This window comes from Streptosporangium nanhuense (assembly GCF_059358815.1).
The window spans coordinates 1-26212 of sequence record NZ_JCADBG010000003.1 but is presented as its reverse complement, the minus strand read 5'-3'; the positions used below and the strand labels follow the sequence as shown (position 1 = coordinate 26212).

Genomic DNA, 26212 nt, shown 5'->3' with positions numbered 1-26212 from the left:
GGCCCGCTCCCGGGCGGCGACGAGGCCTCCGGCCCCGGCCGACCGGCCGGCGGCGGCTCGGATCGGCGGGCCGGTGACGGTTCCGGCCGCAGGACCGGTGGCGGCTCCGGGCCGCCTACGACGACAGAGAAGGCACGAGGAGAGGCCGTGACGTCCATGACCACCGGCGAAGCACCCGCCCGCGGCGAGATCGAGCTCGCCATCGGCGGCATGACCTGTGCCTCCTGCGCGGCCCGCATCGAGCGCAAGCTCAACAAGCTGGACGGCGTGACCGCGACCGTCAACTACGCCACCGAGAAGGCGAAGGTCGCCTACCCCGCCGGCGTCACCTCCGACGACCTGGTCGCGGAGGTGGAGAAGGCCGGATACACCGCCGAACCGCCGGCCCCGCCGGTGTCCCCCGAACTGTCCACCGAGCTGTCCACCGGGCGGGACGAGACGGATGAGGAGGGGAGACTCGCCCCCCTCAGGCAGCGCCTGATCACCTCCGCCGTGCTGTCGGTGCCGGTGGTCGCGATGGCGATGATCCCGGCGCTGCAGTTCGACAACTGGCAGTGGCTCTCCCTCGCCCTGGCCGGTCCCGTCGTGGTCTACGGCGGGTGGCCCTTCCATCGGGCGGCCTGGACCAACCTGCGGCACGGCGCCGCGACCATGGACACGCTGGTCTCGCTGGGGACGATCGCGGCCTTCTCCTGGTCGCTCTGGGCCCTGTTCTTCGGCACGGCGGGCATGCCGGGCATGCGGCACGGCTTCGAGTTCACCCTGTCGGGGGGCGACGGCTCGGGGAACATCTACTTCGAGGCCGCCGCCGGGGTGGTCACCTTCATCCTCGCGGGCCGCTACTTCGAGGCCCGCTCCAAGCGCCGCGCCGGCGCCGCGCTCCGCGCGCTGCTGTCGATGGGCGCCAAGGACGTCACGCTGGCCTCCGGGAAGATCGTTCCCGTCGGCACCCTCACGGCGGGCGACCTCTTCGTCGTACGGCCGGGGGAGAAGGTCGCGACGGACGGCGTGGTCGAGGAGGGGTCCTCGGCCGTGGACACGTCCATGCTGACCGGCGAGTCGGTCCCCGTCGAGGTGCGGCCGGGCGACGCGGTGGTCGGCGCCACCGTGAACGCCGGCGGGCGGCTCGTGGTCAGGGCCACCAGGGTCGGCGCGGACACCCAGCTCGCCCAGATGGCCAGGCTGGTGGAGGACGCGCAGAACGGCAAGGCCGCCGTGCAGCGGCTCGCCGACCGGATCTCCGCGGTGTTCGTGCCGATCGTGATCGCGCTGGCCGTGGCCACCCTCGGCTTCTGGCTCGGCACCGGCTCCGGCGCCGCGGCGGCCTTCACCGCTGCCGTGGCGGTGCTGATCATCGCCTGCCCCTGCGCCCTGGGCCTCGCCACGCCGACCGCCCTGCTGGTCGGCACCGGCCGGGGCGCCCAGCTGGGAATCCTGATCAAGGGCCCGGAGGCGCTGGAGTCGACCCACGGCATCGACACCGTGGTCCTGGACAAGACCGGCACCGTGACGTCGGGCACGATGACCCTCAGGGAGGTCTTCCCCGCCGCCGGTGAGGAGCGCGAGGAGGTGCTCCGGCTGGCCGGGGCGCTGGAGGCCGCCTCCGAGCACCCCGTGGCCCGCGCCGTCGCCCGCGCGGCGGACTCCACCGCCCAGGTCGAGGACTTCGCGAACATCGAGGGTCTCGGCGTCCAGGGCGTCGTCGACGGGCACGCCGTGCTCGTTGGGCGGCCCCAGCTGCTCGCCGACTGGTCGCAGCACCTGCCGTCCGAGCTGGAGGAGGAGCTGGAGCGGGCTCGGGCGCGCGGGGAGACGGCGGTCGCGGTCGGCTGGGACGGGAAGGCCCGCGCGGTGATCACCGTCGCCGACGCGATCAAGCCCACCTCCGCCGAGGCGGTCGCCGCGCTGCGCGCGCTCGGCCTGCGCCCGATCCTGCTGACCGGCGACAACGAGACGGTGGCCCGCGCGGTCGCCGAGGCCGTCGGCATCGAGGACGTGATCGCCGACGTGCTGCCCGCCGACAAGGTGGAGGTCGTCAAGCGGCTCCAGTCCGAGGGACGCACCGTGGCGATGATCGGTGACGGGGTCAACGACGCCGCCGCCCTCGCCCAGGCCGACCTCGGCATGGCGATGGGCACCGGCACCGACGTCGCGATCGAGGCCTCCGACCTCACCCTGGTCCGGGGCGACCTGCGGGTGGCCGCCGACGCGATCAGGCTGTCGCGGCGCACGCTGCGCACCATCAGGGGCAACCTGTTCTGGGCCTTCGCCTACAACGTCGCCGCCATCCCGCTGGCCGCGCTCGGCCTGCTCACCCCGATGATCGCCGGGGGCGCGATGGCGCTCTCCTCGGTGTTCGTGGTCAGCAACAGCCTCCGGCTGCGCCGCTTCAGGTGAGGGGCGCCCTCGCGGGGGCGGGGACGTTATGGCGGTGGGGTCGGGTGAGGGGCGCTCCGGCGGCGCGGACGGGTGAGGGGCGCTCCGGCGGCGCGGACGTTATGGTGGAGTCCGCGCGGCAGGGCGCACCCGGTCCGCGGGAAGGGCAGAGCCCACCTGAGCACCACCCCGATCATCCGGCCCACCTCCTTTTCGGCCCGATCACGCGGACGTCGGGCGTGACGAAAGGGAGGCACCCGTGCCCGTTCGCCGTCTTCCCGACAACCCCAGCCTCGAACACCTGAGGAATCAGGCCAAGCGCCTCAGGAGGGCGGTCCGCGCCGCCGAGGCCGCCGCGCTCGAGCTGGTCGCCGAGTTCCACCCCCGCCCGCTTCCCGGGCTCGGGACGCGGCCCGCGGGGTCATCGCCGGCCGGGGGAGACCCCCGCCCGCTTCCCGGCCTCGCGGCGCGGCCCGCCGGATCGCCGCCGGAGGGGTTCACGCTGGCCGACGCCCAGCTGACGGTCGCGAGGGCGTACGGCTTCGCGAGCTGGCCCCGGCTCCGCGCCCACCTCGACGTCCTCGCGCGGCACTCCCGCTCGCCCCACCTGGTGCCCGAGAGCGCGGACCCGGTCGCGGAGTTCCTCCGGCTGGCCTGCCTGCCGTACGGGAACGACGACCCGTCGCGCCGTCGCGAGGCGGCGCGGGCGCTGGCCCTGGACCCGGGGCTCGCGGTGGCGAGCGTCCACACCATGGCCGCGACCGGCCAGGCGGAGGCGATGGCCGCGACGCTGGCGGCCGACCCGGCCCAGGCGCGGGCCGAGGGCGGACCGTACCGGTGGGAGCCGCTGCTCTACCTGGCGTACTCGCGGGTCGAGGGCGGCGACGCGACGGCGACCGCCCGGGTGCTGCTCGAACACGGCGCCGACCCGGACGCGGGATACCTGTGGGAGGGGCTGCCCTCGCCGTTCACCGCGCTCACCGGGGCCTTCGGCGGCGGCGAGCGCGGCGAGCCGCCGCACCCGCGCTCCGCCGAGCTGGCGCGGCTGCTGCTGGAGGCGGGCGCCGATCCCAACGACAGCCAGACCCTCTACAACCGGGGACTCGGCGCATCCGGCGCCGACGACACCGAGCACCTGGAACTTCTCTTCGAGTACGGTCTCGGCCGGGGGGACGGCGGGCCGTGGCACCGGCGCCTCGGTCCCGCCCACGCGACACCGGAGCGGATGCTCCAGGACGAGGTGCTCGCCGCGACCATGATGCGGCGGCCCCGGCGCCTGCGGCTCCTGATCGAACGCGGCGCGGGCGTGAACGGCCCCGGCACCGGTCATCCGATCTTCGAGGGTCGTACGCCCTACGAGCTGGCCGTGCTCGGCGGGAACGTCGAGGCGGCCGCGATGCTCGCGGAGGCCGGGGCGAGGGGCTCCCTGGACGAGGTCGACCTGTTCCTGGGCGCCTGCATGCGCGCCGAGCGCCTGGACGTCGCCCCCGAACTGGTGGCCAGGGCCGTCGAGCGCGTGCCGCACCTGGTCAACCGGGCGGCGGCGCACGGGAACGCCGAGGCGGTGCGGCTGATGGCCTCCCTCGGCTTCGAGGTCGGCCTCGTGCGCGGATCCTCGCCGCTGCACGAGGCGGCGTGGGCGGGGGACCTGCCCATGGTCAAGACTCTCCTGGAACTCGGCGCGGACCCGTCCGTACGCGACACCCGGTTCGGCGCCACGCCCCTGGGGTGGGCCGAGCACGGGGGACGGCACGAGGTCGCCGCCCACCTCGCCTCCCTGTGACGCGGTGACCTGTCGCGGGCCGCGTCCCGGGACGGCGGACGCCGGGAGGCGGCCGGTCGTCCCGGGAGGCGGCCCGCCAGGTCAGCGAACGGGGCAGATCCGACGATCGGGGCCCGGCGCCGGTGCTCCCTCGCCGGGCCCGCCGCGCTCCGACAGCTGGAGGATCTCCCCGACCGCCGCCTCGTCCGCGGTGTAGATGTGCGGCACGTCGACGAACACCCTCATCGACCCGCAGCCCACCGTGAGGCCGTCCGCGACCTCGCTCTGGATGCCGCGCAGCGGGACGTAGTTCAGATAGGAGGTGAACACGTTCTGCGACCGGAAGGCGGCGGTCATGACCAGCCGCCCGGCACGAAGCCTGAAGGCCAGGCTGGTCAGGCAGGGCACCGCGTCGGGAGGCTCGCCGGGCGCGGTCAGCGAGATCCAGCCGCTCTTGGTGTACGGCTTGGCGCGCAGCACGTCGGCGATCCAGCCGAGCTGGTCGACGCCGAGGAACTGGCGCAGCCGCCCCCCGTAGCTGTACTTGAACGGCGGGACGACCGACCGCTCGCTGAACTTGCTGGAGTACAGCGGGATCTTCCCGGCGTCGCCGTAGCATTTCAGCACCGGATCGTCCCAGGCCAGGCCGGTGACCTCGAAAAGCACCGCCGGAGCCTCGATGATCGGGCCGCGGTCGTCCAGGGCGGGCCCGCCGTTGTGTGTCACGTGTCGCATCAGCCAGATCCACGTCTCCCCACAAGACGCGAATCTGAGGAGGTCGGACATTCAGGTCTCCACGTTGGGGAAATGGAAGGGGTTGTGTGGGAGCCGGCGTTGCCGGGAGACATTCGCGCGAACGTAGTAGACGAAATAGTGGACCAGCGCGAGCAGGCCGATGATCACCAGAAGCAGGGCCGTGGCCGGCGCCGCCCCGATCATCCCGAGCACGCCGACCGCGATGTAGGAACTGTTGACCAGGGCCAGCATCATCACGTTGATCCCCGGCCACGCCATCGGCGCGTACGTCTCCGGGTAGCGGGGATCCACCGGCAGGTTCGGAGTCCAGCCGAGGGCCGAGAACTGGTCCTTGAGATGGACCGCGTAGAGCAGGCGAAAGTTGTTGAGCGCCCGCGCGGTCCTCATGTGCGCGTTGACCGCCTCGATCAGCCGCAGGAAGGGCAGCACGCTGAGCAGCCCGAACGCGGCGACCATCGCGAACAGGTGCCAGGGGACGCTGTGCCAGGTGGTCAGCATGACCGGGCTGACCACCTTCGCGCTGGCCAGCGCGACCGCGGCGGCGAACGGGGCGGCGAGCAGGCTCATGGACAGCCTGGTCATCTTGATGCGCTCGTCCTTGGCCGCCAGGTAGACCTGGTACGTCCCGCTGAAGTCCACGGACACGAGGGCGAGGAATTCCCCGGGTGCCACGGGCAGCCCGTCCAGGGTCTCGGGCAGTGCTTCCGCGGTCGTCCGCGGTGACGTCTTCCGCATCGGGACCCCACTTTCGCCGGATAGTGGATTTTCCCGTAAGAAGATATTGACCCACTTGTCAGGCGAATGAGTGCTTTTTAACGACATACGTCTCAGACTTCTACGCGACGTCTCCCGCACGCGTCTTCCCGGACGCGTCCTCCCCGGACGTCATCGCGGGTTTCCCGGGCGTCGCCGTGGGTTTCCCGGGCGTCACCGCGGGATGTCCGGCGTGAGGCGTCTCCCGCGGGAGTCTCCCGTAAGGGAGTCCCGTGCCGACGGGACGATCTCCCCGTCGGCCGCCGCGGTCCGGAGCCGGCTCACCGGCTCCGGATGGCGGCGGACCGTTTCGCGATCGCGAAATTCGTTTCGCGATCGCGAGATCCGCCTCACGCCGCCAAGGACGGAACCGTCGTCCACCCGCGCGTCAGTGTCCCCCCGCCGCCCCGGGCACCTCCAGCAGGGCCTCCTCCACGGAGGCGGCCATCGTGAAGTAGGCCAGGAGCCCGGTGGTGGCCATCATGTGGCGCAGCGTCCGGCTCACCCCGGCCAGCACCAGGCGGGTCCGGGTCTCCTGACTCCTGCGCAGGATCCACAGCAGTTCCGCGAGCCCGGTGGAGTCGCAGAAGGTGAGCCCCTCCAGGTCGAGGATGAGCCAGGAGCCGACCTGGGCCCGCGTGTCCTGAGACGTCTCGAAGGAGGGGAGGACCCGCGGCGAGGAAGCGGGCGAGGCCGTCGTGGAGAGTGACGGCCGCCCGCCCGATGGCGACTCGTCCGCTGGTGGCCTGTCCGGGGAGAGGGGAGCGGGACTGTCGGGGAAGAGCGGTGGCGGGCTTCCCGGGGGCGGTGGGCTCCCCGGGGAGGGGGGAGGCGGGCTCCCGGGAAAGAACGGGGAAGGGGGCTCGGGCGACAGCGGTGGCGACGGCTCCGGGGGAAGCGGACCTCCAGAGAGCAGCGGGACCTCGGAGGCCGGCGAGACCTCGGAGAGGAACGGCGGCTCAAGCGGCGATCGCGGGAAAAGCGGCGTTCCCGAGAGGAGCGACGTTTCCGGGAAAAACGACGTTTCCGGGAGAAGCGGCGTTTCCGGGAGGAGCGGCGTTTCCGGGAGGAGCGGTGCCTCCAGGAGAAGCGACGGCGGGCCGGAGAGCGTCACGGGAGGAGCCGGAGGCTCGGACGGCGAGCCGAGGGCCGGAGAAACGGGGATCTCGGACGGCGGGTCGAGCGATGGAGAAGACGGGGTCTCGGCCGATGAGCCGGGCGACGGAGGAGACCGAAGCTCGGAGGGTGAGCCGTCGGCGCTCAGACCCCAGGCTCGAACGATCTCCTTCCGGAAGGTCGGCGCATAGTCGTAGTCGAGCTCGCCGATCGCTCGGACCACGATGGCGCTTCCGCGCACACCGGCCGATATCGAGAGCGTGTTCACACCTTCGGGTGGCATGGAAAGACTCCTTAGACCCGCAGTTCACAGGGCGGGCGTTCCCTCCGTATTACCAGGTATGCAGTACTGGTTGCCCCGCTGGCGGGGAATTACAGTGTACTTGCGTGATTTCGTCCTCTCTGGCGGATTGCGAGGGGACCGCCGGTTCGAAGTCTCGGTCGTTGAGCCCTCGTCCTCGGATCGACACTCCCGCCCCGCCGGTTCCAGCGCACCGGCCTGCCCGCACCGGCCTCCACCGCACTGGCCTGCCCGCACTGGCCTGCCCGCACCGGCCTGCCCGCACCGGCCTGCCCGGATCGGAGCGGGGCAGACGGTCCGTGGGCGGGCGGGGACGAGCCGGAACGGGTTGGAGCGGGCGGCGGCGGGCTGGAAAACCGAAAGGCCGGCCCCTCGATCGAGGGGCCGGCCTGCGCGCCCCGGGTGACGCCGGGGCTTGGGCGTGCGACGTACGAACCGATCGGATGACCGGATCAGAGGCTGGACCGCGTGCCCGAGGCGACGTGGGCCGCCGCCACGGGCTGGGCCGGGCGGGCGGACAGGGCCGGGGCGGACGCGGGGGATTCCGTACGGGATCGTGTCGCTCCTCCGGGCGGCTCCGCCGCTCCCGGTGTGCTCGGCGCCGGGCGCCGGCGCATGCCGCGTTCGGACACCGGCCGTGGTCCGATCTCCTTGCCGAGTCCCATCTGGTGGAGAAGCCATCCCAGGGCGCCTCCCAGGGCCACGACCCCCGCGCCGATCCAGAAGAAGGGAACGCTGGCGGCCACCATCGCCACCCCGGAGATCGCGAAGCCGGTGATGCAGACGATCGAGCCGGTCCAGCCCGCCACGGTGTGCCCCATGTCGTGCTCTTCGTGGATCTCCGCCAACTCCGCGAGGTCTTTTCTTATCCCCACGATGTCCCTCCATCTGAAGCGCCGCCCCCGCCGTCCCCGTCGCACTTCGTGGGCCTTGGCAGGCCGTGGCGGGCGGCCGGGTGGCAGGCGCTAGGTTGAATCCGCCCGTATCATTTATCTCACGAGCTAAGCTTCTTAGATAGTAAGGAGAATCTGTGGTGGAACGCAAGTCCGAGGCCGTTGCGTCGCCGCTGGAGGTCCTGGCCCGGATGGACCAGCTGATCGCGCTGAGCCTGGTCGGGCAGCACACGCTCGCCGAGCGCCTCGGCGTCAACGTCACGGACCTGACGTGTCTGGGCTTCATCCTCGGCGCGGGAGAGGAGGCGCTCACCGCGGGACGTCTCGCCGAGCTGGCGGGTCTCACCACGGGGGCCGTCACGGGCGTGGTCAACCGCCTGGAGAACGCCGGCTACGCCCGGCGCGTTCCCGACCCCCACGACCGCCGTCGTGTCCGGATCGTCCCGGAGGGGGATACCGCCGCCCGCATCGCGGTGGCGTACGAGCCCACCTACCGGCGGCTCACCGAGCTCTTCGAGAGCTACGGTCCGGACGAGCTGGCCGCCATCTCCGACTGGTTCACGCGCGCCGCCGACGCCATGCGGATCTCCCTGGCCGAGATTCGCGAATCTCCGGCTCCCTGAGGCCGGACGCCGCCACGGTCGTCCCGGTCGTCCCGGTCGCGCCGGAAGGAACAGGAGAAACATCAGGAAAACGAATTGGAGGTGGCGAGCCGAAGGGCTGAGGGCAGCCTGTGCGCTTCGCCGGGAAATGCCGCGAAGTGGCACGACGCGGAAAGGGGTGCCGGATTCGCCGTTCCCGGCAGCGGTGCCGGTGTTCTCGCGCGTTTCCCGAAGGCGTCACCGGCGGCCGGGCCGAGGGCCGGGAGCCCGCGGCCCGGAGCGTCCGCGGGGCATGCCTCGGTCATGGTGACGGCGCGGCCGACGTGCCGATCACCGGCGCGCGGGCGGGCTCGCGGCCGGTTCCCGCGGGGCGTTCACCCTCCGTCGCGGCGCGCGTTCTGCTTCGCGATCCCCTGGAGGACCTCGGTGACGTGGGGCGCGCAGACCGGGTCGCGGGAGTGCCTGCCGGAGAACCAGCGCGTTTCGATCACGTAATCGGCCGGATGGCCGCAGAGACACTTACCGGGATTTCCCGAATCTGCCGGTACGACCGCCGTGCGATGAGTCACCATGAGCTAACTTTAGACTCGTTTGACGCTTTTGTGATGTTTCCTCACTCTTTTAGTAATAAATCAATTGAGGCAGGTCGGGAGCCGGAACGCGGGGCCTCCCGGACCGGAACGTCGGACGCGGGCGACGGCTCGCCTGACGCCGGCCGGCAGCGGTTCCGCTCACCTGGCACCGGCCGGCAGCGGTTCCGCTCACCTGGCACCGGCCGGCAGCGGTTCGGCGATCCGTGCCCCGGCCAGATCGGCGCTGACGGCGAACCTCTCCGACAGCCCGCTGGCCTTCAGCAGCCCGCGCACCACCGGCGCCGGCGCGATCAGCCGTAGCGTGCCGCCCTGCCGTACGGCCCTGCGCAGGGTGGAGAGCAGCACGGCGACCCCGCTGGTGTCCATGGCGGTGACCATGGACATGTCGAGGAGGAGCCGGTGTCCCGGGCGGCCCAGCGCGGTCAGCAGGTGCTCGCGGAGCGCGTGGGCCGTGAAAATGTCGATCTCGCCTGCGACGCCGCAGACCATCCAGTCCGGGTGGGCGTGTGTGGACAGGTCCATGTGGACCTCCGATCGGCGGCCGCGGGCGTCAGCCCGTGGAACGTCCGTTGTGATGGGGCGGGCGGTGTGACCGATCGATGTCGCCGTGGCGATGTCGGAAGTGTGTCACATGGGGGTGCGTTTCCGTGGCGTCCGCCCGACACCGCCGGGGTGTCGGCGCCGCGGACGTGTCCGGGCCGGCCGGTCCGCTCCTCACCGGTGCCCGGCTGCTCCTCATCGATGCCCGTCCGCTCCTCGCCGATGCCCGTCCGTTCCTCACCGGTGCCCGGCCCGGTGACGCCGCCTTCCGCGCGCCTCACCCCGCCGCGGGCGGGGCGGCCGCGAGGGCCGCCAGCGCGGCGGCCACCGCCGGGGGGCCGAGCGTCGCGGCCGGTACGTCGGCGAACTCCACGGTGCAGTCGGAAAGCCCGCCGATGGCCACGGCCGCGCGGGCGCGGGCGGCCAGGTCGGGGTCGGGGCCGAGCAGCAGGGCGATGAGCCGCCGCCGCCAGCTGCCCATGCGGGGCCCCAGGTCGAGGTGGGCCAGGGTGGACAGGTCGCGCACCACCATCACGGTCACCTCCCGGTGCCGGAAGGTGATGTCGAAGTAGCCCTGGAGGAGATCGCGAGGGCTCTGCGGGGCGTTCGCCTCGGTGTCGGCGAGGAAGGCGTCGACGTCGTCGATCAGCGGCTGGACGATGCTGCGGAGCAGGTCCTCCCGCGAGGTGAAGTGGTAGTAGAGGGCGGGCTTGGTGATCCCGAGGCGGTCGGCGATGTCGCGCAGGCTCGTCTGCTGCACGCCCTTCTCGGCGAACAGCTCCCGTGCCACCGCCTGGATGCGCGCCTTGGTGTCGGACGGCCTGGCCACCTGTCGTTCTCTCCTGTCCTCGCGCCGGACCTCCCGTACGCGCGGGCGTCCTCGTGCTCGGACCAAGGGTACCGGCACGGCGAAGACAACTGACTTAACGATAGGTAAGTGCCTGTCCATGCCCGTGCGGATGACTTACCTTCCGTTAAGTAACTCGACGAGATGGACCGGAGCCCCGCCCTCTGCTGCGACTCGATCACCCGGATCCGGGCGGACTTCTGGTCGTGCGGCCGGATCGGCCTGGTCGGCGACGCGGGCTGCTCGCCCACCTTCCCCACGGTGTGATCCGCTCACCCGAACCGCCAGCGTGTCGCCGTCCTGCCGTCCGTGCCGTAACCGAAAGCGCGCGTGGGCTTGACCTGGTAAAAGCCGTACTCGGGTGAGCCCGGGAGGCTGTCCTCGTGGACGGAGCCGTCGCGCACCGCGAACTCCCACCCGTACTTCGTCCTGAAGGCGGCGGCCACCCGCCGGAGCTCGTCCTCCTCCCGTGCCCGGACGGCGGTCCCCTCGACCACGAGGTCAAGGGTCTCTCCGGCGACGGTGATGACGCAGCGGGGGTTGCCGGCGAGATTCCTGGCCTTGCGGGACGTCGGGCGGGTGGCGATCCAGGACGCGTCGCCGACTCGGACCAGCAGGACGGGCGCGGCGTGCGCGCGGCCGTCGGGCCACACCGTCGAGAGCCAGGCCTTCGGCGCGGAATCCAGGCACGCCCGCGCCTCGTCCCACGGTCTGATCGTCGCTTCGTCCGTGCTGATCGGTGTCGCGTCGGCGTCGTCGAACAGGAGTTCGGCGACGGGCGTCGTCCCGGTCATCGCGGGCCTCCTCGTCATCGGCGTCCCGGCTCCCCGTCGGGAGATGATCGATCGAGTGGTGCCGGCGCCTCGTACTCGTCGTGCAGGCGCCACCACTCGTAGGGCCGGGTCTGCGGCCGGCCCTCGGGGGAGTCCTCCCAGGTCTCCTGGCGGCCGAGCGGCGTCAGGTCGAGGAAGGTCCAGCCGCTGCCGAGCCGTTCGACTCCCCGTCCCGCGGTGGAGTAGGTGCGGTAGACGGCGTCGCCGTCGCGCAGGAAGACGTTCAGCGCGAACCCGTCGCCCGCCCCCATGTCGTCGTTGAAGCCGTTGCCCAGCGAGGAGAACCACGGGATCGTCCAGCCCATGCGCTCCCTGAACGGGATGATCTCGGCCAGCGGGCCGCGGGACACCAGCACCAGGGAGGTGTCGCGCGCGTGGAGGTGGCTCAGGTGCCCGATGTTGTCGGTGAACATCGAACACCCCGAACAGAAGTCGCCACCGCCCAGCCACATGAAGGTGTAGACGACGAGCTGGCGCCGCCCGTCGAACAGGTCGAGCAGGCTCACCGGCCCGTCCGGGCCCTCGAACACGTACCCGCCGCCGTCCTCCTCCCCGCCGACCCTGACCATCGGCATCCTGCGCCGCTCGGCGGCCAGCGCGTCGAGCGCGCGGGTGTGCTCCTTCTCCTTCACCAGCAGCGCTTCCCGCGCGGCCTGCCAATCCTCGGCCGAGACGACCCGGGGATCGTTCATGACGTGCTCCCTCCGGTGGGTTCCCTCAAGGAACTTACCCGGTAGACGCTAACAGGGGACCGTTCCTTAAGGGAACCCTCTCGCCTAGACTGCTCTCATGCAGCGAACCCGATTCGGTGACATGGCCTGCTCGATCGCCCGCACGCTGGATGTCATCGGGGAGCCGTGGTCGCCACTGATCCTGCGGAACATCTATGTCGGCATCAGCCGCTTCGACCAGATCCAGCAGAGCCTGGACATCTCACGCAAGGTGCTCACCGAGCGGCTCAAGTGGCTGGTCGAGAACGATGTGCTGGAGCGGCGGGAGTATTCGAGCCGGCCACCCCGCCACGAGTACACACTGACCGCCAAGGGCCTGGAGCTGTGCGACCTGCTCCTGGTGATGGTGCGCTGGGGCGACCGGTGGACGGCGGGCGAGGCCGGTCCGCCGGTGCTCTACCGCCACCACGCCTGCGGCGAGATCGGCCACGTCGAGCTGCGCTGCTCGGTGTGCGACCGGCCGATGAGCGCCGCCGACGTCGACGTGCTGCCCGGCCCCGGGGCCGGGCCCCCGGCCGCCTCGCACGATCGGACCGGCACGGACCGGTACGAGCACGCCGGGCCCTGAGACGCGCGCCCGTCCCCCGGGAGCGGGCGCGGCGGGCGGCCCGCGCGGGCGTCAGTCGTTCTTGAAGGGGTCGTGCTCGGCCAGCAGCTTGTCCAGCCTGGCCTGGTCGACGCGGCCGACGACGGAGGCCTCCTCGTTCCGGTCCCTGACGCACTTGGCGAGGGTGAAGGTCGACGTCACCACGTAGAGCAGCCCGATCCCCATGAAGGACCGGACCCAGGTGGTCACGGGCAGGTACGCGATACCGATCGCCAGGGCCGCCACGGACAGCCCGAAGGAGAGGACGGCCTGCGCGTAGAAGGCGGTCGTCGTCGAGTTCTTCACCGGTCGTGTCATGCACACCATCGTCGTGACGATCCGCTCCCGGATCCTGAGTGCCACTACTTAGTTACCGGTGAGTACGGCGGCTGTGGAACCTCGCGGGGCCGGTCAACCGCTCGTGGCGGTCACGCGGGCGATGACGAGGGCGTCCTGCGCCAGCTCCTCGGCCGGCCCGACGTTGTGCACCATCCGGGCGAGCCCCGCGACCACCCTCGCGGACTCGAAAGTGGAGCATCCCGTGCCAGCTGACCGGTCCCGGTCCCTCGGGCGCCCCGGCGGGGAAGCCCATCCCCGGGTCCGCCCGGAAGATCCCCGCGCCGACCAGGCTCAGCCCGTACGCGCCGACGAGCCGGGGAGCCCAGGTCGCGCCGCGTCCGGGGGACAGGGCCCGGCGCAGGCCGGCCGCGCAGGCGACGCTCGCCGGCCCGGCGAGGACGAGGTTGGCGATCTGGGTCCAGCCGGGGCCGCCGTTGGCGAGCATGCTCCACGCGTGGCGGGTGAGGTCGAAGCCCTCCCGGGTCAGCGCCTGGGCGAGGGACACCGCGACGTACACCGGCCCGGCGGCGACCCCGCAGCCCAGGAGTGCCCTGGTGAGGCCCGGGTCGCGGGGCGCCGTGTTCGCGGTCCTCGTCGTCTGCTGGGTCATGGCCCTCTCCTCACGTGTCCGGGGCCGGTTCCGGTGCTCCTTGCGGCCCTCTGACCACGCTTCGAACGGGCCCGGCCCGATTCGACACGGCGGCCCGATTTCTTTTCAAGATTTTTTGGAGCGTGGATCGCCCCGATGCCCTCGGGGTGATCTTCACGGCTTCGAGGGGTCCGGGCCGGCGCGGGGAGCTGCGGCGATCCGCGGTGGGGAGGCGCTGCCGACGCTCCGGGGCGGGGTGGGCGCGAAACGTCCACAGGCCTCGAACTTCGCACCGCCCGGGTGGCGTGGGATGATTTCTCCACCATGCCCGCGACGCTTCCCTTCCGCCTCGCCCGCGCGGCCGCCTTCGGGGCGGTCTGCCTGGGGCTGAGCGTGATGGCGCACGTCCTCGCGGGCGGTTCGGTCTCCGTGCCGACCGCGACCGTGGCCCTGGCGGTCGCCTTCGTCGTGGCTCTCGCCGTGTCGCGGCGCGAACGGACGCTGACGGTGATCCTGCCGCTGCTGGCGGGTACGCAGGCCGGGCTGCACGTGCTGTTCTCCCTCGCGCACGCCGCGTCCCCCACCGAGATGATCGGGCATGTCCACTCGGGGCTGCTGCCCGGCCTGGGCATGCTGGTGGCGCACGGCTGGGCCGTCGGGCTGACCGCGCTGTGGCTGGCGCGCGGCGAGGCGGTGCTGTGGGCGCTGCTCCGTCGCCTCGGCGCCCGGCTGGGCCGCGTGCTCGTCGTGGTCGTGACCCCGGCGTACACCTCCCTCCTCACCGCGGACGCGATCGAGCCGGGGGTCCTGCGCCCGGCCGTGCTGCGCCACGCCGTAAGCCGGCGCGGCCCTCCCCGGATCGTCACCCTCACCTCCGGCTGACCACCCAGGTCACCCGGGGTCGTGACCTGTTCCCGGGTCCGCGCGTCCGTACGCGCGGGCCTGTTCCCGAGTCCGCGTGTCTGTAGGCGCGGGCCTGCGCCGACGCGGCCTTCCGGCTGCCCGGCGGACCAGATCAGCGTGACAATCCCGGCTGCGTGTCCGGTATGGCCCTATCGAGGCGGCGTTCGGCCGCGGCCTGCCGGTCCGGCCAGAAGAAAGGCCCCAACGTGTCTGCTCGTCGTATCAGTCGTGTCAACCGTGCCGCGATCCGCCGTACCGTCCCCGCGGGCGCCCTGATCGCGGCCGTGATGGTCCTGGGCGGATGTGGCTCCCAGGACACCACGGCACCGGTCGCCGCCCCGAGCACCGCCGCGCCCGCGGCCACCCCCTCCACCGCCCCCGTCGCCGCCACCGCGCTGACGATCACCGACCCGTGGGTGAAGACCGCGAAGAAGGGGATGAGCGCCGCCTTCGGCACCCTGGTCAACAACACCGACGCCGAGGTGACGGTCGTCTCCGGCGCCTCGCCGCTGTCGCCGGAGATCGAGTTGCACGAGGTCGTCGACTCCAAGGGGAAGATGATCATGCGGCCCAAGGGCGGCGGGTTCGTGATCCCCGCGAGGGGCACCCACCAGCTCCAGCCCGGCGGTGACCACATCATGCTGATGGGCATCACCGAAGCGGTGAAGCCCGGCGCGCAGATTCCCTTCACCCTCACCCTCAAGGACGGCAAGACCGTGGAGTTCACCGCGGTCGGCAAGGAGTTCGCGGGGGGCAAGGAGGACTACCAGCCCGGCATGGACATGGGGGGCGACGAGGGGGACAAGGGCGACGGGGGCGACGGAGGTATGGACATGGGCGAGAGCAACGGCTGAGCGGGAAACGGAGGAGAACTCATGCGGGAACCCCGACTCAGCCGTAGGGGACTGCTCGCGGGAGGCGCCGCCACCGCGGTCGGCGCCCTCGCCGCGTGTGCCCCCGACCAGGCTGTCCCCCCAGTCGCCCCCCAAGCGCATCCCCAGGCCGCCTCGGCGGTGTCCGCCGTCTCCGGCGGTTCCGCGACGGAACCCTTCGACGGGGTCCACCAGGCCGGGATCGCGACGGCGCCTCAGACGTACGGGGTGTTCGTCGGCCTGGATCTGCTGCCGGACACCGACCGCGAGGCGCTGGTCCGGATGATGCGGCTGCTCACCGACGACGCCCGGCGGCTGACCCAGGGCAGGCCGGCCCTGGCCGACACCGAGCCGGAACTGGCCGTCCTGCCCGCCAGGCTCACCGTGACCTTCGGGTTCGGTCCCGGCTTCTTCACGGCGGCCGGACTCGCCGACCGCCGGCCGGCGGCGGCGGCGCCGCTGCCCGCCTTCGCGGTCGACAAGCTCAGGAAGGAGTGGAGCGGCGGGGACCTGCTGCTGCAGATCTGCGCCGACGACGCCCTCACCCTGGCCCACGCCTTGCGCATGATTGTCAAGGACGCCCGTTCCTTCGCGAAGGTCCGCTGGACCCAGCGGGGCTTCCGGCGCGGTGCGGGCACCCAGCCCGCCGGGATGACCCAGCGCAACGTCATGGGCCAGCTCGACGGGACCGTCAACCCGGCACCGGGCGCGCCCGGGTTCGACCGGGCCGTGTGGGTGAGCGACGGCCCCGAGTGGCTGCGCGGCGGCACCACGCTGGTGCTGCGGCGCATCCGGGCGGAGATGGAGACCTGGGACGCCGTGGACCGGGTCGGCAAGGAGTTCAGCGTGGGCCGGCGCCTGGACAACGGCGCCCCGCTCACCGGGCGCGACGAGCACGACGCGGCCGACTTCGAGAAGCTCAACGCGATCGGCTTCCCCGTCATCTCCGAGCAGGCCCACATCCGCCGGGCCCATGTCGCCGACCCGAACCTGCGGATCCTGCGCAGGGTCTACAACTACGACGAGGGGCTCACCCCGGAGGGGCACGCCGACTCGGGGCTGCTGTTCGCCTCCTACCAGGCCGACGTCTCCCGGCAGTTCGTCCCGATCCAGCGCAGGCTGGCCGAGGCCGACCTGCTCAACGAGTGGACGACCCCGATCGGCTCGGCCGTCTTCGCCATCCCGCCGGGATGCTCGCCCAACGGCTGGATCGGGGACGGTCTCCTCACCTGACCGGGGCCGCCGTACGCCCGTGACGGCCGTGACGCTCACGGCCGTCACGGCGTGCCTCCCGACGCGGCCCTCCGCACCACGGCGCCCCGGGCCGTTCCCGACGCCGTCACCGTCGGCCGCCTTGTCGACGGTTGGACGCCGGGCGGGCAGGCGCGGTTTGCACCGGGTCGGGACATCGTCAGGCAGACATTCGCTCAGACTGTCCCCGTAATGGACAATATCCGGCGAATCGCAATTGTAGGCTTTTTGTGGAAAAAGCGGCTATGGTAAAGAAATTGAACTGTTAGAGCAGCATAATTTGGCAGATCACGACTCCCGCGCGCCTGACGTTTCGGTCGCTGATGATCCGGTTATCCTCTTAAGGCCGTGGTCGGGGCAATATCGCCGCGGAAAGCTCGGCCCCCCGTTAGATAATTCGACACTATTTGTCGGAATTCCTGCGGGAGGTCGGCCTTGCTGCTCTGGGCTCATGTGCGGAGGGGCTTCTTTGGGAGTGCCTTGTCAGGATTTATGGTGTGTGCGGTTGGCTTGGGGTCGATAGCGTATACCCCCCTTTTCGCATCTCATGGTGATAGCAACACCCCATCATTTGTCATCACATGTGGCTCAGACGGGACCGGCCCCACATTGCGCTTGACCCGGGAGGCGCGACGCGACGGCGACCGCGCGATCGTCACGGTGCACGTCGCCAACACGGGTGACGTCGACGCGGAGGGGGCGAGTTTCGCCGAGGACCTCTCCGCCGTCCCCGGCGGCGAGACCGTGGGTGAGAGCCGGGCGACCTCGGGCGCGTTGACCTACAGCAAGCCCTTGCTCAGGTGGGCGGGCGATGTGAGCGCGGGTGACAGCATCGAGGTGCGGTACGCCGTCCGGGCGTCCGGTGACCGGATGTCCATCCCGACGGTCAACGCGCGCGCGGGGCGGGACTGCCGGAGCACGACCGCCGGTCCCGAGGCCGTCGGCACGCCCGTCGGCGAGCCCGGTGCCGCCGACGCCCCGACCGACGCCCCGACCGGCGCGCGGACCGGCACCCCGGCCGGTGTCCCGGCCCGAACGCAGGTCGAAGCGCAGGCCGACGAGCGCCGCGCACCGGCTGACGGGGAGCACGCACCGGCCGACGAGACCGGTGCGACGGCCGGTCCGGCAGGAAAGGGCGCTGAGGGCGCTGAGAGCGCTGAGAGCGCTGAGGGCGCTGAGAGCGCTGAGAGCGCTGAGAGCGCTGAGAGCGCTGAGAGCGCTGAGAGCGCTGAGAGCGCTGAGAGCGCTGAGAGCGCTGAGAGCGCTGAGAGCGCTGAGAGCGCTGAGGGCGCTGAGAGCACTGAGAGCAAGGCCGCGCGGCAGAAGGGCGCCACGGGGATTCCGAGCGAGAGCAGGCCGGACCGACGGGGGTCCGAAGCGGGTGCGCGAACGGCGCGCCGGGCGCCGATCCCCTTCTCCCAGCGTTACACGAGCAGTTACCGGGGAGCGGTGACCCGCGCGGCGAACGCGGTGGTGACCTGCTACCCCCCGCAGGTGACCAACTGCGCCACCGTCCGGAACGGCTCGGGCAACAACAGCATCGCCGCCACCTTCATCGACGTGGACGGCGACGCGACGACCTTCAACTCCAGCACCGCCAACCTCACGCTGACGGCCGGCGCGCAGGTGGCGTACGCGCGCCTGTACTGGGGCGGGCGAAGCCAGACCACGACCGACACGACGGGCCTGCCGGCCGGCAACCGCCTGGCGCCCAACATCGGTCTGCGCGGGCAGGTGCTGATCAAGGCTCCGGGCGACACCGCCTACCGGACGATCACCGCTTCGGCCGCCGACATCGGCGACACCCCCGACAACGTCACCAACAACGGGATCGTCTACGGGGCCTCCGCGGACGTCACCTCCCTGGTGGCGTCGACGGGAGGGGGAACCTACTCGGTGGGAAACGTGCAGGCCGCCCGGGGGTTCGACGGCCTCGGCGCGTTCGGCGGCTGGTCGCTGGTGGTGGCCTACCGGGACGCGTCCCTGCCGTTGCGCAACATCTCGGTGTCCGACGGCTTCCTGTACCAGCAGAACGGTGCCCCGGACACCACGATCACCGTGACCGGATTCCAGACCCCGACCATCGGGTCCGTGAACGTCCAGCTGGGTGAGATCGCCTTCGACGGCGACAACGCGATCGTCGGTGACTCGCTGAGCATCCAGAGCACCAACGGGCCGTTGACCGTGCTCAGCGACGCCCTCCACCCGGCGAACAACTTCTTCAACTCCACCATCGCCAATCTCGGCAGCCAGGTGACCGACCGGAACCCGACCTACACCAACACGCTCGGGTACGACTCCAACATCATCGACGCGTCGTCGGCGTTCCGTAACAACGACACCTCGGCCCGGTTCACCTTCAGCACGACGGGAGACGCGTACTGGCCGCAGGCGTTCTTCACGCAGATCGACCTCCGCCAGGCGAACATCCAGCTGGCCAAGTCCGCCCAGGTGATCGGTGGCGGGACCCCCGTGCCCGGTTCGGTCATCCAGTACACCCTCACCGTGACCAACACGGGAGACGACAACGCCATCGGGGTGCTGCTCTTCGACCCGATCCCCGCGAACACCGTCTACGTCCCGGGGAGCATCGTCGTGGCGTCAGGACCCAACGCGGGACCCAAGACGGACGCGCCAGGGGACGACCAGGCGCAGTTCGTCGGCAACCAGGTCAGCGCGCAACTGGGAACCGGGGCGAACGCCACGAGCGGCGGCACCCTGGGACCGGGGCAGTCCACCTCCGTGACGTTCCGGGTCACCCTGGGCCCCAACTCGCCCGGCACGACGGTGACCAACACCGCGAGCGTCAGATTCTCCAGTGCCGACACGCCGGCCCAGCAGGGAACGTCCGCCGGGAACTCTTCGACGGTGGTTCCCGTGCAGATCTCGTCGCTGGCGTTGCAGAAGACGGCGTCGCCGAGCACGGTGGCGGCGGCGGGCCAGACGGTGACGTACTCGTACATCGTCACCAACACCGGTGACACCACCCTCACCGGGGTGGGGGTGACGAACACGGCGTTCTCGGGTTCGGGGACGCCGTCGGCGATCACGTGTCCGGTGACGACGCTGGCTCCGCAGGCGTCGACGACGTGCACGAGAACCTACGTGACGACGCAGGCCGACATCGACGCGGGGTCGATCGTGAACACGGCGACGGCGTCGGGCACTCCGCCGACGGGTCCGGCGGTGACGTCTCCGCCGTCGACGGCGACGGTGACGGCCGCGTCGTCTCCCAGTCTGGCGTTGCTGAAGACGGCGTCGCCGAGCGTGGTGACGGCGGCGGGCCGGACGATCACCTACTCCTATCTGGTCACCAACACCGGGAACAGGACGTTGACGGGGGTGGGGGTGACGAGTACGGCGTTCTCGGGGACGGGGACGCCGTCGGCGATCACGTGTCCGGTGACGACGTTGGCTCCGCAGGCGTCGACGACGTGCACGAGGACGTACGTGACGACGCAGGCGGACGTGAACGCCGGGTCGGTGGTGAACACGGCGGTGGCGTCGGGTACTCCGCCGACGGGTCCGGCGGTGACGTCGGCTCCGTCGACGGCGACGGTGACGATCACGGCGGCTCCCAGCCTGACGCTGTTGAAGACGGCGTCGCCGAGCGTGGTGACGGCGGCGGGCCGGACGATCACCTACTCCTATCTGGTCACCAACACCGGGAACACGACGTTGACGGGGGTGGGGGTGACGAGCACGGCGTTCTCGGGGACGGGGACGCCGTCGGCGATCACGTGTCCGGTGACGACGCTGGCTCCGCAGGCGTCGACGACCTGCACCAACACGTACGTGACCACGCAGGCGGACGTGAACGCGGGGTCGATCGTGAACACCGCGACGGCGTCGGGCACTCCGCCGACGGGTCCGGCGGTGACGTCGGCTCCGTCGACGGCGACGGTGACGATCACGGCGGCTCCCAGTCTGGCGTTGCTGAAGACGGCGTCGCCGAGCGTGGTGACGTCGGCGGGCCGGACGATCACCTACTCCTATCTGGTCACCAACACGGGTAACACGACGTTGACGGGGGTGGGGGTGACGAGCACGGCGTTCTCGGGCTCGGGGACGCCGTCGGCGATCACGTGTCCGGTGACGACGCTGGCTCCGCAGGCGTCGACGACCTGCACCAACACGTACGTGACGACGCAGGCGGACGTGAACGCGGGATCGATCGTGAACACCGCGATCGTCTCCGGTACTCCGCCGGTGGGTCCGGCGGTGACGTCGGCTCCGTCGACGGCGACGGTGACGATCACGGCGACTCCCAGCCTGACGCTGTTGAAGACGGCGTCGCCGAGTACGACGACGGCGGCGGGCACCACGATCACCTACTCCTATCTGGTCGTGAACACGGGTAACACGACGTTGACGGGGGTGGGGGTGACGAGCACGGCGTTCTCGGGGGCGGGGACGCCGTCGGCGATCACGTGTCCGGTGACGACGCTGGCTCCGCAGGCGTCGACGACCTGCACCAGCACGTACGTGACGACGCAGGCCGATGTGAACGCCGGGTCGATCGTGAACACCGCGACGGCGTCGGGCACTCCGCCCACCGGCCCGCCGGTGACGTCTCCGCCGTCGACCGCGACGGTGACCATCGTGGCCGCTCCCAGCCTGACGCTGTTGAAGACGGCGTCGCCGAGCGTGGTGACGTCGGCGGGCTTGACGATCACCTACTCCTACCTGGTGGTCAACACGGGTAACACGACGTTGACGGGGGTGGGGGTGACGAACACGTCGTTCTCGGGGACGGGGACGCCGTCGGCGATCACGTGTCCGGTGACGACGTTGGCTCCGCAGGCGTCGACGACGTGTACGAGGACGTACGTGACGACGCAGGCCGATGCGGACGCCGGGTCGGTGGTGAACACCGCGACGGCGTCGGGTACTCCGCCGACGGGTCCGGCGGTGACGTCGGCTCCGTCGACGGCGACGGTGACGATCACGGCGGCTCCCAGCCTGGCGTTGCTGAAGACGGCGTTGCCGAGCGTGGTGACGGCGGCGGGCCGGACGATCACCTACTCCTACCTGATCACCAACACGGGTAACACGACGTTGACCGGTGTGAGTGTGGTGGACACGGCGTTCTCGGGGACGGGGACGCCGTCGGCGATCACGTGTCCGGTGACGACGCTGGCTCCGCAGGCGTCGACGACGTGTACGAGGACGTACGTGACGACGCAGGCCGATGCGGACGCCGGGTCGGTGGTGAACACCGCGACGGCGTCGGGTACTCCGCCGACGGGTCCGGCGGTGACGTCGGCTCCGTCGACCGCGACGGTGACCATCGTGGCCGCTCCCAGCCTGACGCTGTTGAAGACGGCGTCGCCGACCACGACGACGGCGGCAGACCGGACGATCACCTACTCCTACCTGGTGGTCAACACGGGTAACACGACGTTGACGGGGGTGGGGGTGACGAACACGGCGTTCTCGGGGACGGGCGCGCCTCCGGTGGCGACGTGTCCGGTGACGACGCTGGCGCCACAGGCGTCAACGACGTGTACCAGCACATATGTGACGACGCAGGCCGATGTGAACGCCGGGGCGGTGGTGAACACGGCGGTGGCGTCGGGTACTCCGCCCACCGGCCCACCGGTGACGTCTCCGCCGTCGACGGCGACGGTGACCATCGCCGCGGCTCCCAGCCTGACGTTGCTGAAGACGGCGTCGCCGAACGTGGTGACGGCGGCGGGCTTGACCATCACCTACTCCTATCTGGTCGTGAACACGGGTAACACGACGTTGACCGGTGTGAGTGTGGTGGACACGGCGTTCTCGGGGACGGGGACGCCGTCGGCGATCACCTGTCCGGTGACGACGCTGGCCCCGCAGGCGTCGACGACATGTACGAGGACGTACGTGACCACGCAGGCGGACGTGAACGCCGGGTCGATCGTGAACACCGCGATCGCCTCGGGGATCCCGCCGACGGGTCCGGCGGTGGCCTCTGATCCGTCGACGGCGACGGTCACCATCACCGCGGCTCCCAGCCTGACGCTGCTGAAGACGGCGTCGCCGAACGTGGTGACGGCGACGGGCGCGACGATCACCTACTCCTACCTGGTCGTGAACACGGGTAACACGACGTTGACCGGGGTGGGGGTGACGAGCACGGCGTTCTCGGGGACGGGGACGCCGTCGGCGATCACCTGTCCGGTGACGACGTTGGCTCCGCAGGCGTCGACGACGTGTACCAACACGTACGTGACGACGCAGGCGGATGTGAACGCCGGGTCGGTGGTCAATACGGCGGTGGCGTCGGGGACGCCGCCCACCGGCCCGCCGGTGGCCTCAAACCCGTCGACGGCGACGGTGAGCATCACCGCCGCTCCCAGTTTGACGCTGTTGAAGTCGGCGTTGCCGAGCGTGGTGACGGCGGCGGGCTTGACGATCACTTACTCCTACCTGGTCGTGAACACGGGTAACACGACGTTGACCGCATTGAGCGTGACGGACACGTCGTTCTCGGGTTCGGGGACGCCGTCGGCGATCACGTGTCCGGTGACGACGTTGGCTCCGCAGGCGTCGACGACGTGTACGAGGACGTACGTGACGACGCAGGCGGACGTGAACGCCGGGTCGGTGGTGAACACGGCGGTGGCGTCGGGGACGCCGCCCACCGGCCCGCCGGTGGCCTCCGATCCGTCGACGGCGACGGTCACCATCACCGCGGCTCCCACCCTGGCACTGCAGAAGACGGCGTCACCGAGCACGACGACGGCGGCGGGCACCACGATCACCTACTCCTACCTGGTCGTCAACACCGGTAACACGACGTTGACCGCGTTGAGCGTGACGGACACGTCGTTCTCGGGTTCGGGGACGCCGTCGGCGATCACGTGTCCGGTGACGACGTTGGCTCCGCAGGCGTCGACGACGTGTACGAGGACGTACGTGACGACGCAGGCGGATGTGGACGCGGGTGCGGTGGTGAACACGGCGGTGGCGTCGGCCACTCCGCCCATCGGCCCGCCGGTGGCCTCCGATCCGTCGACGGCGACGGTCACCATCATCGCGGCTCCCACCCTGGCACTGCAGAAGACGGCGTCGCCGAACGTGGTGACGGCGGCGGGCCGGACGGTCACCTACTCCTACCTGGTCGTCAACACCGGTAACACGACGTTGACCGGTGTGAGTGTGACGGATACGTCGTTCTCGGGGACGGGGACGCCGCCGGTGGTGACGTGTCCGGTGACGACGCTGGCGCCACAGGCCTCGACGACGTGCACCAGCACCTACGTGACCACCCAGGCCGATGTGGACGCCGGGACGATCGTGAACACCGCGGTCGCGTCGGGCACTCCACCGGTGGGCCCCGCGGTGACGTCCGATCCGTCGACCGTGACGGTGATCGCCGCACCCAACCCGGAGCTGTCACTGCTGAAGACCGCCTTCCCCTCGGCGGTGGAGGCCGCGGGTCAGACGATCACTTACTCCTACCTGGTCGTGAACACGGGCAACACGACGTTGACCGGTGTGAGTGTGGTGGACACGGCGTTCTCGGGGACGGGGACGCCGCCGGTGGTGACGTGTCCGGTGACGACGCTGGCGCCACAGGCCACGACGACCTGCACGGGCACCTACGTGACCACGCAGGCCGATGTGGACGCGGGATCCATCGTGAACACGGCGGTCGCCTCGGGCACTCCGCCGGTGGGCCCCGCGGTCGTGTCCGCCCCGTCGACGGCGACGGTCACCGGAGAGCCGGCCGCCGGCCTGTCACTGTTGAAGACGGCGTCGCCGAGCACGGTGGCGGCGGCCGGTCGGACGATCGTCTACTCCTACCGGGTCGTCAACACCGGTAACGCGACGTTGACCGGGGTGGATGTGGTGGATACGGCGTTCTCGGGGACGGGTGCGCCGCCGGTGGTGACGTGTCCGGTGACGACGCTGGCGCCACAGACCTCGACCACCTGCACCGGCACGTACGTGACCACGCAGGCCGACCTCGACGCGGGCGTGATCGTGAACACGGCGGTCGCGTCGGGGACGCCGCCGACGGGTCCGCCGGTGGCCTCCGATCCGTCGACCGCGACGGTGACGGCCGTCCCGGCTCCCAGCCTTGCCCTGTTGAAGACGGCGTCGCCGAGCACGGTGGTGGCGGCGGACCGGACGATCACCTATTCGTACGCGGTCGTCAACACGGGTAACACGACGTTGACCGCTTTGAACGTGACGGACACGTCGTTCTCGGGTTCGGGTGCGCCGCCGGTGGTGACGTGTCCGGTGACGACGCTGGCGCCGCAGGCCACGACGACGTGCACCAGCACCTACGTGACCACGCAGGCCGACATCGACGCGGGGTCGATCGTGAACACCGCGGTCGCCTCGGGGACGCCGCCCACCGGCCCGCCGGTGGCCTCAAACCCGTCGACGGCGACGGTGACGGCCGCCCCGGCTCCCAGCCTGGTGTTGCTGAAGACGGCGGCGCCGAGCACGGTGGTGGCGGCCGGCCGGACGATCGTCTACTCCTACCGGGTCGTCAACACGGGTAACACGACGTTGACCGCTCTGAGTGTGGTGGACACGTCGTTCTCGGGTTCGGGACCACCTGCGGTGATCAGCTGCCCGGTGACGACGCTGGCGCCGCAGGCCACCACGACCTGCACCAGCACGTACACGATCACGCAGGCCGACATCGACTCGGGATCGGTGGTGAACACGGCGGTGGCGTCCGCGACGCCGCCGGTGGGTCCGCCGGTGGCCTCCGATCCGTCGACGGCGACGGTGACGATCGTGGTGGCTCCCAGCCTGGCGTTGTTGAAGACGGCGGCGCCGAGCACGGTCGCGGCGGCCGGTCGGACGATCGTCTACTCCTACCGGGTCGTCAACACGGGTAACACGACGTTGACCGGCGTGAGTGTGGTGGACACGTCGTTCTCGGGGACGGGGACACCTCCGGTGATCACCTGCCCGGCGACGCCGCTGGCGCCGGCGGCCACCACGACCTGCACCGGCACCTACGTGACCACCCAGGCCGACATCGACGCGGGGTCGATCGTGAACACCGCGGTCGCGTCGGGCACTCCACCCACCGGCCCGCCGGTCGCCTCCGATCCGACGACGGCGACGGTAACAGCCGCCCCGGCTCCCAGCCTGGCGCTGTTGAAGACGGCGGCGCCGGCCACGGTGACGGCCGCGGGCCCGACGATCACCTATTCCTACGCGGTCGTCAACGACGGCAACGTCACGTTGACGGGTGTGGGGGTGGTGGACACGTCGTTCTCGGGTTCGGGTGCGCCGCCGGTGGTGACGTGTCCGGTGACGACGTTGGCTCCGCAGGCCGCGACGATCTGCACCAGCACGTATACGATCACGCAGGCCGACATCGACGCGGGGGCGGTGGTGAACACGGCGGTGGCGTCGGGGACGCCGCCGGTGGGTCCGGCGGTGGCCTCCAATCCGTCGACGGCGACGGTGACGGCCGCCCCGGTTCCCAGTCTGGCGTTGTTGAAGACGGCGGCGCCGAGCACGGTGGTGGCGGCCGGCCGGACGATCGTCTATTCCTACGCGGTCCTCAACACGGGTAACACGACGTTGACGGGTGTGGGGGTGGTGGACAC

General features: G+C 71.1%; 22 protein-coding genes. 9 read left to right on the top strand and 13 right to left on the bottom strand.

Annotated elements, in window-relative coordinates:
* Positions 1–156: 156 nt before the first annotated feature.
* Together AC5L38_RS07960 and AC5L38_RS07955 are read left to right on the top strand one after the other, a co-directional pair.
* Positions 157–2397 carry a heavy metal translocating P-type ATPase gene (locus AC5L38_RS07960; protein WP_495242454.1) on the top strand — a complete coding sequence of 747 codons (2241 nt, stop codon included), beginning with the start codon at positions 157–159 and terminating at the stop codon, positions 2395–2397.
* A 238-nt stretch (positions 2398–2635) separates the two neighbouring features.
* Entirely contained in the window at positions 2636–4159 is a 1524-nt protein-coding gene (locus tag AC5L38_RS07955) for an ankyrin repeat domain-containing protein (RefSeq protein WP_495242106.1), read from the top strand.
* 81 nt (positions 4160–4240) lie between these two features.
* On the opposite strand, the gene AC5L38_RS07950 is transcribed toward AC5L38_RS07955, so the two are convergent.
* The 4 genes from AC5L38_RS07950 to AC5L38_RS07935 form a co-directional block, all read right to left on the bottom strand.
* The gene (locus tag AC5L38_RS07950; RefSeq protein WP_495242105.1) at positions 4241–4873 is read right to left on the bottom strand and encodes a thymidylate synthase family protein; all 633 of its coding nucleotides are present in this window, start codon (positions 4871–4873) and stop codon (positions 4241–4243) included.
* 51 nt (positions 4874–4924) lie between these two features.
* Positions 4925–5629, bottom strand: a complete 705-nt coding sequence (locus tag AC5L38_RS07945; RefSeq protein WP_495242104.1) for a hypothetical protein — start codon at positions 5627–5629, stop codon at positions 4925–4927.
* Between the two features lie 406 nt (positions 5630–6035).
* Positions 6036–7046, bottom strand: coding sequence for an STAS domain-containing protein (locus AC5L38_RS07940; RefSeq protein WP_495242103.1), 1011 nt, complete (start codon positions 7044–7046; stop codon positions 6036–6038).
* Positions 7047–7516: 470 nt separating this feature from the next.
* Positions 7517–7939 carry an HGxxPAAW family protein gene (locus AC5L38_RS07935; protein WP_495242102.1) on the bottom strand — a complete coding sequence of 141 codons (423 nt, stop codon included), beginning with the start codon at positions 7937–7939 and terminating at the stop codon, positions 7517–7519.
* 158 nt (positions 7940–8097) lie between these two features.
* Here AC5L38_RS07935 and AC5L38_RS07930 point away from each other — a divergent pair, with 158 nt between their 5' ends.
* Positions 8098–8580: a MarR family winged helix-turn-helix transcriptional regulator gene (locus tag AC5L38_RS07930; RefSeq protein ID WP_495242101.1), complete on the top strand. Its 483-nt coding sequence runs from the start codon at positions 8098–8100 to the stop codon at positions 8578–8580.
* A 740-nt stretch (positions 8581–9320) separates the two neighbouring features.
* Here AC5L38_RS07930 and AC5L38_RS07925 read toward each other — a convergent pair.
* Together AC5L38_RS07925 and AC5L38_RS07920 are read right to left on the bottom strand one after the other, a co-directional pair.
* A complete protein-coding gene (locus AC5L38_RS07925) occupies positions 9321–9674 on the bottom strand; it encodes an STAS domain-containing protein (protein WP_495242100.1) in 354 nt (117 codons plus the stop codon).
* A gap of 295 nt (positions 9675–9969) precedes the next feature.
* The gene (locus AC5L38_RS07920) at positions 9970–10521 is read right to left on the bottom strand and encodes a TetR/AcrR family transcriptional regulator (protein ID WP_495242099.1); all 552 of its coding nucleotides are present in this window, start codon (positions 10519–10521) and stop codon (positions 9970–9972) included.
* A 162-nt stretch (positions 10522–10683) separates the two neighbouring features.
* On the opposite strand from AC5L38_RS07920, the gene AC5L38_RS07915 reads away from it, so the two are divergent.
* A complete protein-coding gene (locus AC5L38_RS07915) occupies positions 10684–10806 on the top strand; it encodes a hypothetical protein (RefSeq protein ID WP_495242098.1) in 123 nt (40 codons plus the stop codon).
* A gap of 5 nt (positions 10807–10811) precedes the next feature.
* Here AC5L38_RS07915 and AC5L38_RS07910 read toward each other — a convergent pair whose 3' ends face one another.
* Positions 10812–11333 carry a pyridoxamine 5'-phosphate oxidase family protein gene (locus AC5L38_RS07910; RefSeq protein WP_495242097.1) on the bottom strand — a complete coding sequence of 174 codons (522 nt, stop codon included), beginning with the start codon at positions 11331–11333 and terminating at the stop codon, positions 10812–10814.
* Between the two features lie 14 nt (positions 11334–11347).
* Positions 11348–12064 (bottom strand): DUF899 domain-containing protein, encoded by a 717-nt coding sequence (locus AC5L38_RS07905; protein ID WP_495242096.1) that lies wholly within the window; start codon positions 12062–12064, stop codon positions 11348–11350.
* A gap of 97 nt (positions 12065–12161) precedes the next feature.
* Here AC5L38_RS07905 and AC5L38_RS07900 point away from each other — a divergent pair, with 97 nt between their 5' ends.
* The gene (locus AC5L38_RS07900) at positions 12162–12671 is read left to right on the top strand and encodes a winged helix-turn-helix transcriptional regulator (protein WP_495242095.1); all 510 of its coding nucleotides are present in this window, start codon (positions 12162–12164) and stop codon (positions 12669–12671) included.
* Between the two features lie 51 nt (positions 12672–12722).
* On the opposite strand, the gene AC5L38_RS07895 is transcribed toward AC5L38_RS07900, so the two are convergent.
* Complete coding sequence (locus AC5L38_RS07895) at positions 12723–13007, bottom strand: YiaA/YiaB family inner membrane protein (RefSeq protein WP_495242094.1); 285 nt, start codon at positions 13005–13007, stop codon at positions 12723–12725.
* 52 nt (positions 13008–13059) lie between these two features.
* Positions 13060–13638 carry a DUF998 domain-containing protein gene (locus tag AC5L38_RS07890; protein ID WP_495242093.1) on the bottom strand — a complete coding sequence of 193 codons (579 nt, stop codon included), beginning with the start codon at positions 13636–13638 and terminating at the stop codon, positions 13060–13062.
* 303 nt (positions 13639–13941) lie between these two features.
* Between AC5L38_RS07890 and AC5L38_RS07885 the strand changes: the two genes are divergently transcribed.
* The 3 genes from AC5L38_RS07885 (at position 13942) to AC5L38_RS07875 (ending at position 16625) form a co-directional block, all read left to right on the top strand.
* Positions 13942–14499 carry an MFS transporter gene (locus tag AC5L38_RS07885; RefSeq protein ID WP_495242092.1) on the top strand — a complete coding sequence of 186 codons (558 nt, stop codon included), beginning with the start codon at positions 13942–13944 and terminating at the stop codon, positions 14497–14499.
* A gap of 227 nt (positions 14500–14726) precedes the next feature.
* The gene (locus AC5L38_RS07880) at positions 14727–15374 is read left to right on the top strand and encodes a copper chaperone PCu(A)C (protein WP_495242091.1); all 648 of its coding nucleotides are present in this window, start codon (positions 14727–14729) and stop codon (positions 15372–15374) included.
* Between the two features lie 21 nt (positions 15375–15395).
* A complete protein-coding gene (locus AC5L38_RS07875; RefSeq protein WP_495242090.1) occupies positions 15396–16625 on the top strand; it encodes a Dyp-type peroxidase in 1230 nt (409 codons plus the stop codon).
* Positions 16626–18124: 1499 nt separating this feature from the next.
* On the opposite strand, the gene AC5L38_RS07870 is transcribed toward AC5L38_RS07875, so the two are convergent.
* The 3 genes from AC5L38_RS07870 to AC5L38_RS07860 all read right to left on the bottom strand — a co-directional run bounded on the left by AC5L38_RS07870 (position 18125) and on the right by AC5L38_RS07860 (position 19132).
* Positions 18125–18313 (bottom strand): hypothetical protein, encoded by a 189-nt coding sequence (locus AC5L38_RS07870; protein WP_495242089.1) that lies wholly within the window; start codon positions 18311–18313, stop codon positions 18125–18127.
* A 297-nt stretch (positions 18314–18610) separates the two neighbouring features.
* Positions 18611–18877, bottom strand: coding sequence for a hypothetical protein (locus tag AC5L38_RS07865; RefSeq protein WP_495242088.1), 267 nt, complete (start codon positions 18875–18877; stop codon positions 18611–18613).
* A gap of 39 nt (positions 18878–18916) precedes the next feature.
* Complete coding sequence (locus tag AC5L38_RS07860) at positions 18917–19132, bottom strand: hypothetical protein (protein ID WP_495242087.1); 216 nt, start codon at positions 19130–19132, stop codon at positions 18917–18919.
* Here AC5L38_RS07860 and AC5L38_RS07855 point away from each other — a divergent pair.
* Positions 19095–26212, top strand: a 7118-nt coding sequence (locus AC5L38_RS07855) for a DUF7507 domain-containing protein (protein WP_495242453.1), incomplete at its 3' end; no start/stop codon positions are given. The genes AC5L38_RS07860 and AC5L38_RS07855 overlap by 38 nt on opposite strands.

What these genes read in the sequence shown, in the direction of transcription:
- AC5L38_RS07890 (WP_495242093.1), bottom strand. Translation starts at nt 13,638, where the DNA reads ATGACCCAGCAGACGACGAGGACCGCGAACACGGCGCCCCGCGACCCG.
- AC5L38_RS07865 (WP_495242088.1), bottom strand. Translation starts at nt 18,877, where the DNA reads ATGGTGGAGTTGAAGAAGTTGTTCGCCGGGTGGAGGGCGTCGCTGAGC.
- AC5L38_RS07950 (WP_495242105.1), bottom strand. Translation starts at nt 4,873, where the DNA reads ATGCGACACGTGACACACAACGGCGGGCCCGCCCTGGACGACCGCGGC.
- AC5L38_RS07900 (WP_495242095.1), top strand. Translation starts at nt 12,162, where the DNA reads ATGCAGCGAACCCGATTCGGTGACATGGCCTGCTCGATCGCCCGCACG.
- AC5L38_RS07945 (WP_495242104.1), bottom strand. Translation starts at nt 5,629, where the DNA reads ATGCGGAAGACGTCACCGCGGACGACCGCGGAAGCACTGCCCGAGACC.
- AC5L38_RS07960 (WP_495242454.1), top strand. Translation starts at nt 157, where the DNA reads ATGACCACCGGCGAAGCACCCGCCCGCGGCGAGATCGAGCTCGCCATC.
- AC5L38_RS07940 (WP_495242103.1), bottom strand. Translation starts at nt 7,046, where the DNA reads ATGCCACCCGAAGGTGTGAACACGCTCTCGATATCGGCCGGTGTGCGC.
- AC5L38_RS07895 (WP_495242094.1), bottom strand. Translation starts at nt 13,007, where the DNA reads ATGACACGACCGGTGAAGAACTCGACGACGACCGCCTTCTACGCGCAG.
- AC5L38_RS07860 (WP_495242087.1), bottom strand. Translation starts at nt 19,132, where the DNA reads ATGACCGAACCGGGCACGGGGGTCCCGCCACCGATCACCTGGGCGGAC.
- AC5L38_RS07875 (WP_495242090.1), top strand. Translation starts at nt 15,396, where the DNA reads ATGCGGGAACCCCGACTCAGCCGTAGGGGACTGCTCGCGGGAGGCGCC.
- AC5L38_RS07915 (WP_495242098.1), top strand. Translation starts at nt 10,684, where the DNA reads ATGGACCGGAGCCCCGCCCTCTGCTGCGACTCGATCACCCGGATCCGG.
- AC5L38_RS07885 (WP_495242092.1), top strand. Translation starts at nt 13,942, where the DNA reads ATGCCCGCGACGCTTCCCTTCCGCCTCGCCCGCGCGGCCGCCTTCGGG.
- AC5L38_RS07905 (WP_495242096.1), bottom strand. Translation starts at nt 12,064, where the DNA reads ATGAACGATCCCCGGGTCGTCTCGGCCGAGGATTGGCAGGCCGCGCGG.
- AC5L38_RS07925 (WP_495242100.1), bottom strand. Translation starts at nt 9,674, where the DNA reads ATGGACCTGTCCACACACGCCCACCCGGACTGGATGGTCTGCGGCGTC.
- AC5L38_RS07910 (WP_495242097.1), bottom strand. Translation starts at nt 11,333, where the DNA reads ATGACCGGGACGACGCCCGTCGCCGAACTCCTGTTCGACGACGCCGAC.